General features: G+C 40.5%; 9 protein-coding genes, 1 tRNA gene and 1 riboswitch. Of the genes, 6 read left to right on the top strand and 4 right to left on the bottom strand.

Features of this window, described 5'->3' with window-relative positions:
* The first annotated feature begins 54 nt into the window (after nt 1-54).
* The gene (locus tag PLH43_RS11500) at nt 55-240 is read left to right on the top strand and encodes a hypothetical protein (protein WP_324363226.1); all 186 of its coding nucleotides are present in this window, start codon (nt 55-57) and stop codon (nt 238-240) included.
* 101 nt (nt 241-341) lie between these two features.
* Here PLH43_RS11500 and PLH43_RS11495 read toward each other — a convergent pair whose 3' ends face one another.
* The gene (locus tag PLH43_RS11495) at nt 342-584 is read right to left on the bottom strand and encodes a spore coat protein (protein ID WP_324363224.1); all 243 of its coding nucleotides are present in this window, start codon (nt 582-584) and stop codon (nt 342-344) included.
* 15 nt (nt 585-599) lie between these two features.
* Nucleotides 600-785 carry a hypothetical protein gene (locus tag PLH43_RS11490; protein WP_324363222.1) on the bottom strand — a complete coding sequence of 62 codons (186 nt, stop codon included), beginning with the start codon at nt 783-785 and terminating at the stop codon, nt 600-602.
* A 204-nt stretch (nt 786-989) separates the two neighbouring features.
* Between PLH43_RS11490 and PLH43_RS11485 the strand changes: the two genes are divergently transcribed.
* From PLH43_RS11485 to PLH43_RS11465, 5 genes are all read left to right on the top strand, one after another.
* Nucleotides 990-2,078 carry a hypothetical protein gene (locus PLH43_RS11485; RefSeq protein ID WP_324363220.1) on the top strand — a complete coding sequence of 363 codons (1,089 nt, stop codon included), beginning with the start codon at nt 990-992 and terminating at the stop codon, nt 2,076-2,078.
* A gap of 78 nt (nt 2,079-2,156) precedes the next feature.
* A complete protein-coding gene (locus PLH43_RS11480) occupies nt 2,157-2,798 on the top strand; it encodes a methionine synthase (protein ID WP_324363218.1) in 642 nt (213 codons plus the stop codon).
* Nucleotides 2,791-5,205, top strand: coding sequence for a homocysteine S-methyltransferase family protein (locus tag PLH43_RS11475; protein ID WP_324363216.1), 2,415 nt, complete (start codon nt 2,791-2,793; stop codon nt 5,203-5,205). Before PLH43_RS11480 ends, PLH43_RS11475 begins: the two co-directional genes overlap by 8 nt.
* Before the next feature lie 99 nt (nt 5,206-5,304).
* Nucleotides 5,305-5,497: riboswitch (cobalamin riboswitch) on the top strand.
* Nucleotides 5,498-5,713: 216 nt separating this feature from the next.
* A complete protein-coding gene (locus PLH43_RS11470) occupies nt 5,714-7,804 on the top strand; it encodes a ribonucleoside triphosphate reductase (protein WP_324363214.1) in 2,091 nt (696 codons plus the stop codon).
* The gene (locus PLH43_RS11465; RefSeq protein WP_324363212.1) at nt 7,801-8,490 is read left to right on the top strand and encodes an anaerobic ribonucleoside-triphosphate reductase activating protein; all 690 of its coding nucleotides are present in this window, start codon (nt 7,801-7,803) and stop codon (nt 8,488-8,490) included. The genes PLH43_RS11470 and PLH43_RS11465 overlap by 4 nt, the downstream gene beginning before the upstream one ends.
* Nucleotides 8,491-8,545: 55 nt before the next feature.
* On the opposite strand, the gene gltX is transcribed toward PLH43_RS11465, so the two are convergent.
* Together gltX and PLH43_RS11455 are read right to left on the bottom strand one after the other, a co-directional pair.
* Nucleotides 8,546-10,186 (bottom strand): glutamate--tRNA ligase, encoded by a 1,641-nt coding sequence (gene gltX, locus PLH43_RS11460; RefSeq protein WP_324363210.1) that lies wholly within the window; start codon nt 10,184-10,186, stop codon nt 8,546-8,548.
* A gap of 100 nt (nt 10,187-10,286) precedes the next feature.
* Nucleotides 10,287-10,361, bottom strand: a tRNA-Glu gene (locus PLH43_RS11455).
* Nucleotides 10,362-10,558: the final 197 nt, after the last annotated feature.

Genomic DNA, 10,558 nt, shown 5'->3' with positions numbered 1-10,558 from the left:
ATGATTGAGTGAGAAAACGAGAGAAAAATGAAGAAATATTAGGGAGGTAATAAAATGAGTGAAAGAGAAATTTTCGAGCAGATTAATGATGTATTGAAAGAAAACGGCTACGATACTAGGATAAACGGACTTATGGACCTGACACATTTTTTGAATGATAAAAAGGATTCGGACAGTATGGTATATGACAGAGTCAGGGAATTGTACGATCAATTTATAATGGGCATTGGTATGTGGTAATTATAATACTAATGATGAATATATGCAAAAACGGCTTCAAAACTAAGTGAAGCCGTTTTTGATTAAAGAAGATATAATCGGTCGCTGTTTATTGTTGCGTATTATAAAAACTGGGATTTTACCTGTGAAATATCGCTCTGGTCTGCCATTTCAGCTGCATGATAATATCCCTTTTGCTCTGCCAGTTTGTAGAGGTCGTACTGAAAAGTTTCGCAGCTGTTTCTTATTTGCTGTAAAGTCTGTCTCAACTGCGGATTGGAAGATTGTGAAATAAAGTTTGCATAACCTGTAAGGCTGCTGTTTATCTGTGACAAGACGTCATTCACCATTTCTTTGTCCTGCATTGTTATTTACCTCCTTTAGTTTAAGAATGACATTAATTGCTGTTTGGTGTTTCTTGCATCCTGAGCGGATTTTTGGAACATTTGTTTTACCTGCGGGTCTGTAGCCTGCTGTGCATAAGCTTCCAATTTTTTTGCCGAAGTTTCATGAGAATAAATAAGGTGTCTTAAATTCTGAAGCTCCAATTGGTTAATTTGAGACATATAAAACACTCCTCTCATTTGTATTTCACTATTAGTTTCTTTTAAATCAAATAAAATATTCAAAAAAATTTATCAATATAAGCCGGTTTTATTTGCTCCATTATAGGTGCCATAGTATTTATTACATACTATAAGAAGTTTTATAAAGGGCAAATTAAATATTGAAGTTTTTTTTAAGTTGGCAGGCAAAGGAGATGAAAAGGGATGGATAATAATAGAATATCAACCTTTAAAGTTGCAGCAACATATATAGGAACTGTGGTGGGAGCGGGATTTGCATCCGGGCAGGAAATGCTTCAATTTTTTGCGGTTTTCGGTTTAAAAGGGCTTTGGGGATTGCTTGTTGTTACAGCTTTGTTTATGGTATTCGGCTATATTATCATGGGAATAGGAAGAAGTCTTGGGGCAGAATCTCACCTTCAGATAATCAAGCATTCCGGCGGAAGGTTTTTAGGCACTTTAACAGACTGGCTGATTACTTTTTTCCTGTTTGGTGCTCTTACTGCAATGATTGCAGGATCAGGTGCCTTGGTAAAACAACAGTTTGGTATTAATCCCCTTTGGGGGAATATATTTATGGCTGCTTTTACAGCATTGACCGTACTTACGGGAATCAAAGGGGTAATAAACTCCATCAGCGCAGTGGTTCCCTTTTTGATTACTTCAGCGGTGGGTATCAGCCTGGCATCAATTATCCTTGTAACGCCTCAGTCAAGGAGTTATGAACTTGTTGCAGCAACGGTGCCAACGTCAGCAAACGGACTGATTAGCAACTGGCTTTGGGCTGCCATTCTCTATGTTTCGTACAACATGGTGCTGGCCATTTCGGTATTGGGTCCTTTAGGAGTGCAGGCAAAGAATGAGAGTGCTCTTAGAAATGGGGCAATACTTGGAGGAATTGGGCTTGGAGGCTCGGCAATAGCCATTTATTTTGCCATGGAACGAAACATTGAAATCGTCCGGAATATGGAGATTCCTATGATTTATCTTGCCGGAAGCCTGTCCTATGTATTGCAAATTATATATGCGTTAGTGCTTATCGGAGAAATATATACCACAGCTGTTGGAAGCTTATATGGATTTTCTGCGAGGATTACAGACATAAATGAAAATAAAGCGAAGTTTTATATAATCGGAGCAACCCTTTTGGCATTGGCAGCAAGTCAGCTGGGGTTTTCCAATATGGTAAAATATCTTTATCCTATTGTAGGATATGGAGGAGTTGTACTTCTTGTAAGCCTTGCTGTTGCGAGCTTTAAGCCAAAAAAGAAAGTATTGAATGCTAAAAAGTAAAATCGGCTCATTTATGGTTGATTTTTTTTTCTCATAATATATAATTATTATACTATTGCAATTATACGGTGAGTATTTATGGAGAAACACACAGGTCTTAAATTCTTTGAGCACATTCCGGCAGTGCCTGATAACGGAATGATTCTTACAAGACTGGGCTATAGGAAAACCACAACGATATTGGATGACAATTATAAAAAAAAACTTGCGGAAAATATAAACAAGGGCTTGATGCTGTGCAACACAAAGGGAGTATTCGGAACATTTAAGATAACAAAAAGGGATGAAGAATTCGTTGAACTTGAAAATGGTGTGATTTTAAAGAGCAAAAGCCTGTCAAAACTTCTTTCTGGCAGTATGGATGTTGTCTTGATGGCAGCTACGGTGGGAAAGGAAATTGTGGACAGGATAGTGGATGAGATAAATAAAGATGGTGCTTTTGCTGTAATTCTAGATGCTGTGGCTTCTGAAACGGCAGATGCCGCTCTTGACTGGATGGTTGATTTCATTAACAGAATGATAAGGAGAGAAGGAAAGAAGCTTACCAAAATGAGATACAGTCCCGGTTATGGAGACCTTCCTTTGTCGAATCAGAAATTGATTTTTGATACGTTGAATTTAGAAAGACTTGGAATCAGTATCACGGAAAGATTTATGCTGGTGCCCGAAAAATCGGTCATTGCTATAGCAGGTGTGGAAGGGGTTGGTTGGAATGAATAAAAAAGATTTTTTGGATTATTTAAATAAAAACATACTGGTTCTTGACGGTGCCACAGGTACCGAGCTTCAAAAGAGAGGAATGCCCAGCGGGGTATGCCCGGAGATGTGGGTAATTGAAAATCCGGATGTGATTTTGGATATTCAAAAAGATTACATAAACGCAGGGTCAAATGCTGTCTATACCTGTACCTTTGGAGGCAACAGAATAAAACTCTCCGAATTTGGATTGGGTGACAAGGTGGTTGAAATAAACAGAAAACTGGCACAGCTTTCAAAAAAGGCTGTTGGTGAAAATGGCTTTGTTGCCGGGGACCTTGCGCCTACCGGAAAATTCGTAAAACCTTTTGGAGACATGCCCTTTGAAGAAGCAGTGGATATTTACAAGGAACAAGTAAAAGGCCTTTTGGAAGGCGGTGTGGACTTTTTTGTAATAGAAACCATGATGGACATACAGGAAGCAAGGGCTGCTTTGCTTGCCGTAAAGGAAAGCTGTGACCTTCCTGTGTGCGTGAGCATGACCTTTGACGAAAGCGGAAGGACCCTTACAGGAACCGATCCTGTGTCGGCTCTAATCATTTTGCAAAGCTTTGGTGCGGATGCCGTTGGATGTAATTGCTCCACAGGACCTCAAGATATGATAAAAATAATCAGGGCCATGAAACCCTATGCAAAAGTGCCTCTGCTTGCCAAGCCAAACGCAGGTCTTCCAAGACTGATTGACGGTAAAACCCGGTTTGACATGGGAGCAGAAGAGTTTGGAAGCTACATCGGGGAATTCATAGAAGCGGGGGTAAATCTTTTAGGTGGCTGCTGCGGTACATCTCCGCTTTACATTGGAGAGATTCGAAAAAATATGGAGGGGTTAAGTCCTATACCTCCACAGCCTAAAGAGATTTGTGCCTTGGCCTCCGCAAGAAGGACGGTTTTTGTTGATGCCAACGAACCTGTGGTAGTGGTGGGAGAGAGAATTAATCCAACGGGAAAAAAGAAACTGCAGGAGGAATTGAGGCAGGGCATGACATCTTTGGTAAGGCAATTTGCCATAGAGCAGGTGGAAAAAGGAGCCAACATACTGGATGTTAATGTGGGTATGCCCGGAATAGATGAAAAAGAGACAATGATAAAGGTGGTGGAGCTTTTGTCCTCCATCTCCGACGCTCCTCTCTGCCTGGATTCTTCTTCACCTGAGGTTCTGGAGGCAGCTCTTAGGATTTATCCCGGCCGTGCCCTTATAAACTCTATCTCGGCAGAAAAGGCCAAAATTGAGAAGCTTCTTCCGATTGCGGCAAAATACGGTGCGGCATTTATAATCCTGCCTTTGAGTGATGCCGGAGTGCCTAAAAGTGCCGAGGAAAGGTGCCGTATAGTGGAAGAAGTCTTTAATCAAGCGTCAAAGTTGGGATATATGAAAAAGGATGTCATAGTGGACGGACTTGTTATGACTGTATCGGCCGATCAAGAGGCGGCTCTTGAGACATTAAAAGTTATAAAATGGTGTACCGACAGTTTTGGTTGCGGAACAATAGTGGGCCTTTCAAATGTATCTTTCGGAATGCCCGAAAGAGCATGGATCAACTCGGCTTTTCTTGCCATGGCAATCGGATACGGACTTACCATGGCCATATTAAACCCGTCCAGTGATACGCTTATGAGCATAAAAATGGCTTCGGATGTATTGAAGGCCAAAGATAAGAACAGCAAGAGATATATTGAGCATTTTGCTGCTTTAAAGAGTGGCATGCCGGAGGTTTCGGAGAAAAAAGATACGGCAAGCTCTGTTGAAAAAGTGTATGATGCCGTGGTAAAGGGTGACAGGGAGAATATTCGAAAGTATATCGATAATGCATTAAATGACGGGACAGAGCCTTCGGTAATAGTGGATAAATATCTTATCCCTGCCATAACCCATGTAGGCGACCTTTACGACAGAAAAGAATATTTTCTGCCCCAGCTTATTCAAAGTGCGGAGACAATGAAAGAAGCCTTTGGAATTTTAGAGCCTCTTCTAAAGAAGGAATCGGAAGACAAAAAAGGCAGCAAGGTGGGAGTAGTACTTGCCACCGTAAAGGGAGACATACACGACATAGGGAAGAATATAGTGGGATTGATGCTTAGAAACTACGGTTTTGAAGTATATGACCTCGGAAAGGACGTAAGCGCCGAAGAAATAGTAAAAAAGGTGAAGGAGACAAAGGCACCGATAATCGGTCTTTCAGCTCTTATGACCACAACGATGCTTGAAATGAGGGAAGTTGTGAACCTTGTTAGAAAAGAAGGACTTGACACCAAGATAATGATTGGCGGAGCGGTAGTAAATGCCGATTATGCAAAAGAAATCGGCGCGGACGGATATTCGGAGGATGCTTATGCTGCAGTAAAGCTTGCATCCAGGCTTGCAGGGATTTAAGAATATCAGTTCTTTATAAAATAATTAAAAATAATAGTCCGGAAATTCAAAAATGATATTGACACTATATATAGTGCATGGTATAATTAACCATAACAACATATTGAAAACGGTATAGGTGCCGGGGCTATTGTTTAGCTCAGGTTAAAAGGGAAGCAGGTGAGAATCCTGCACGGTCCCGCCGCTGTAATGAGGAGACGCTTCAATTTTATGCCACTGAATGATAATTTGGGAAGGCTTGAAACGTCGATGATTCTAAGTCAGAAAACCTGCCTATAAGTTCAAAACACCATTGCTCTACGGAGGATAGGGAGGTGTGGATACCTTGGGTTTTTCTCAGACAACCTTAAGCTTTTCAATTTAGAGGTTGTTTCAGTCCTCATGTCCATATAAATAGATCACATTTTTTCTAGAAACTATGTTTTTTCATTTTTTCAGGGAGTATCAATTTGTTCTGCATACAGAGCATTTCTGTTTCTGTGAAAAAAATCAGATGGGAGATGTCATAATGGTTACGAAAATTTCAAAAAGGGATGGAAGAGTTGAGAAGTACCAGCCGGAAAAAATAACTTGGGCGATTTTTAAAGCTGCCACTGCGTGCGGAGGAAGCGATTTTGGCCGTGCTGAAGAGCTTTGCCGCCAGGTAAATGAAATACTTAACAAAAAGTTTGAAAACAGGATACCCGGTGTGGAGGATATCCAAGACATCGTAGAAAAGGTATTGATTGAAAACGGTCATGCCAAAACTGCAAAGGCTTATATATTGTACCGTGAGAAGAGAAAAAGTGCCAGGGATTTAAATGCCTTGGTGGGGGCCACTATTAATATGTTTTCCGACTACCTTGGAGACAAGGATTGGCATATTCAGGAGAATGCCAACACTCAAAAAAGTGTAAACGGCCTTAACAATTATGTGAGAGAGACTTTTACAAAAAAATACTGGCTCCATGAAATTTATCCTGCCGAAGTAAGGGAGGCCCATGAGAACGGAGACTGCCATATACACGACCTTGGCTTTTTCGGCCCATATTGTGCAGGATGGGATTTGCGCCAGCTCCTTTTAGACGGATTCGGCGGTGTTAACGGCAAGGTGGAAAGCAAGCCTGCAAAGCACTTAAGATCATTTTTGGGGCAAATTGTAAATTCCACTTTTACAACCCAGGGAGAAACTGCCGGGGCTCAGGCTTGGTCCAGTTTTGATACATATTGCGCACCGTTCATACGTTATGACAATATGACGTATGAACAGGTAAAACAGTGCCTTCAGGAGTTTGTTTTCAACATAAACGTACCCACAAGAGTAGGATTTCAATGTCCTTTCTCAAACCTTACATTTGATATAAAAGTTCCAAACACTTTAAAAGATGAGCCGGTTATCATCGGCGGAAAATATATGGATGCAACCTATAAAGAGTTCCAGAAAGAGATGGATATGTTTAATATGGCCTTTTGTGATGTAATGTTAGAAGGCGATGCCAAGGGAAGAGTGTTTACTTTCCCTATACCAACCATTAATATCACAAGGGATTTTGACTGGGATAGTCTTGTAGTTGATAAATTTATGGAAATAACCTGCAAATACGGCATACCCTATTTTGCAAACTATGTAAACTCTGACCTGTCACCGGAGGATGCTGTCTCTATGTGTTGCAGGCTGAGAATTGACACTACTGAATTGAGAAAAAGAGGAGGAGGGCTTTTTGGAAGCAACCCTCTCACCGGGTCTATCGGAGTTTTTACAATCAACCTTCCGAGAATCGGTTATCTTTCCAAATCCGAAAGCGAATTTAAAGCAAGGCTTTGGAAAATAGCCAATATAGGCAAAACTTCTCTGGAAATCAAGAGAAAAATAATTGAGCAGCAGACGGAAAAAGGACTCTATCCTTATTCCGCCCACTACCTTAGAAACGTTAAGCAAAGGACGGGGCAATACTGGTTCAATCACTTCAATACCATTGGAATCGTGGGAATGAATGAAGCACTCATAAACTTTATGGGAAAAGATCTAACTACTCAGGAAGGGCAGAAATTTGCTATTGAAATAATGCATTATTTGAGGGATGTTTTATTGGAATTCCAAAACGAAACCGGACATTTTTACAATCTGGAAGCTACTCCTGCAGAAGGAACATCCTACAGGCTTGCCAAAATTGACAAGGAAAGATATCCTGACATAATTACGGCAGGACATGATATCCCGTATTACACCAACTCAACCCAGCTTCCTGTAGAATACACGGATGATATTTTTGAAACCTTGGACCTTCAGGATGAACTCCAGTCCCTTTATACCGGAGGTACGGTTCAGCACCTTTATCTGGGCGAAAGCATAGAGGATATAAATGTATGCAAAAACCTTATAAGAAAGGTGTTTACGAATTATAAAATGCCCTATATCTCAATTACTCCTACTTTCAGTATCTGCAAAGACCATGGATACATAAAGGGTGAGCATTTCTGCTGTCCCGAGTGCGGCAGCGATACAGAGGTGTGGTCAAGGGTAACGGGGTATTTGAGACCGGTGGCAAACTATAATATTGGTAAAAAGGAAGAGTATTTTAGCAGGAAAAAATTTAGACTGGCGGAGAAGGTGTCATGAGAATTGCAGGTATACATAACAACTCCTTTGTGGATTTCCCGGGAAAACTGGCAGCTATTGTTTTTACTCCGGGTTGCAATATGAATTGCTTTTATTGCCACAACAGGACGCTGATTTCCGGAAACAGCGAGGAGTTAATTGATAGTGATGAGGTTTTTAAGTTGCTCACAAAAAGAAAGGGATTTATAGAAGGTGTGGTTGTAAGCGGAGGGGAGCCTACACTCCAGGAAGACTTGGAAGACTTTATGGAAAAGGTCAAATCCTTGGGATATGCGGTAAAGCTGGATACCAACGGAACCAATCCCCAAGCAATTGAAAACCTTATCCGAAAAAGACTGGTGGATTATATTGCAATGGATGTAAAAGCTCCTTTTGGCAAGTACAATGAAGTTTGCTGCGCTAAGGTGGATATTGAAAGAATTAAGAAAAGCATTGAGATTATAAAAAGCAGCAAAATAGACTATGAGTTTCGTACCACTGTCGCTCCCGGGCTTGATATGGATGATATTTTGGAAATAGCAAATGATATTGCCGGGGCAAGATTGTATGTGCTGCAAAAATACCGGGATATAAGCGGAAAGGGGATAAAGGGCTCCCACAATCCTCAATTTCTGCTGGATGCGGCAGCAAGAATAAAGGGAATAGTCCGCAAAGTGGAAACAAGAGGGGTGGCATTTTGCGCATAATGTTATCAAAAAAAAGCGATGGACCAAATATCCATCGCTTTTTTCACAATACTGTTTATATCAATTTTTGAACTCTTTGCCTTACTTTCTCTTCACCCATAATCTGCTGTATCTCCCAAAGGTCCGGGGAACTGCTGCGGCCTACTATGGCAATTCTTATAACGGTACTTACATCACCCACATGTCCTTTGTACATATCGGGATTCTTCTTGAAGTCCTTCGGTTTTGCCGCATAACCGTTCTCTGTCGCAATTACCTTGATTTTTTCAAACCACTGGGTTTGGTCATCATTGTGATTGTATGTTTCAAGGTATGCCTTAAGTATTTTTTTGGCTTCCTCTTCGTTTATGTTTTTGGGATACTGATCGGCTATTGTAAAATATTCATCAAAGAAATAGCTGATAAACTCAAATATCTGTTCGCAATAAATTAAATCTTTTCGCGGTTTGTCAAGGTTTCTTCCAACCGACAGCAGCTTTATTACCGAATCTTTATATTCTACCAAGAGGTTTACGATTTCTTTTTTATACTCCTTAGCCCATTTAAGCAGAAAATCATAAATTTCTTCTGCCGGAATTTTAGCCAGAACATTTTTACTTATATCATTGAGTTTGTCCAAGTCAAACAAAGCACCGGAATTACTCATTTTATCAAGAGAAAAAGGGAAATCCTCTATATTGCTGTCCGGATTTTGAATTCTCCACTCTTCAAAATTGGAGTTTAATATTGTCATAAGATATTCCCTTACCGCTGCGGGATGATATCCCAATTGCATGTAGTACTCCAACCCCAATTCCGGATCCTTTCTTTTTGAAAGCTTTCTTTTTACTCCATTGTCTATTTTCATCAAATGAGCTGTATGGCAGTATACCGGCAAATCCCAACCCAATGTTGTAAACAATTCATAATGAATCGGCAGGGTTGAAAGCCATTCTTCTCCTCTTACCACATGGGTAACTCTCATCAAATGGTCATCAACCACATGGGCAAAATGGTAAGTCGGTATGCCGTTAGCCTTCAAAAGCACTATGTCCTGGAAGTTAGCCTGCATGGAAAGGCGGCCTCTTATAGCATCGTCAATTTCAAAAGTATCTTCCGGAGTACCCATGGATTTAAAACGAATTACGAAACTTTCGTTGTTTTCCAGATGCTTTTGAACCTCTTCCAGGGTCAAATCCCTGTGCACAGCCCATTTGCCGTAATATCCTGTATTTACGTTTTCTGCTAACTGCTGCTTTCTTATTTCCTCCAGTTCTTCTTCGGAGCAGAAGCATGGATAAGCCCTGCCCATTTCAATCAAGTGCTTGGCCACAGTTTGATAAATTTCAGCTCTGTTGCTCTGAAAATACGGACCGTAATTGCCTGTTTCTCCGTTGATGCCTGCTCCTTCATCAAACTTGAGATCAAAGAATGCCAGAGAGGATATGATGGTTTCCACTGCACCCTCAACTTTTCTCTTGTCATCGGTGTCCTCTATGCGAAGAATAAACACACCGTTGCTCTGATGGGCTAAACGTTCATCCACAAAGGCTCCGTACAGATTGCCAAGATGAATAAAGCCTGTCGGACTCGGCGCCAACCGGGTAACTTTTGCTCCGGCGCTTAAGTTTCTTTTCGGAAATACAGTATCCTCATAATAGGATACCGGCTTTGTTATGTTCGGAAAAAGCATATCCGCCAACTTCTTATAATCCATATTTCACCTCATTATAAATTTTTATAGTTATTGCTTGTTTATGGTTAAAATTAAAGACGGTTTTTGTTATTATAAACAAAAAACCGTCATTTCATCACTTTGGTGACCCATAGGGGAATCGAACCCCTGTTTCCACCTTGAGAGGGTGGCGTCTTAGCCGCTTGACCAATGGGCCATATTGCAATGAATATATTATACACTCAATGAAGTGTTTTTTCAATATAAATTTAAAAATTTTACGATGAAACGGGAAAGGGGAATAATGGTTTTAGAAAAAAAGGAATTTAAAAAGTCATAATATTTAATATAAAAAAATACGGGAGTTTGACAGTTAGTTGCTAAAAATTAAAAAGTAAAACGTCTGAAACCCAT

Source organism: Acetivibrio sp. (assembly GCF_035371925.1).
Taxonomy (GTDB): Bacteria; Bacillota; Clostridia; order Acetivibrionales; family Acetivibrionaceae; genus Hungateiclostridium.
Note: the sequence above shows the minus strand (reverse complement) of the source record. Positions and strands in the feature narration are given on the sequence as shown.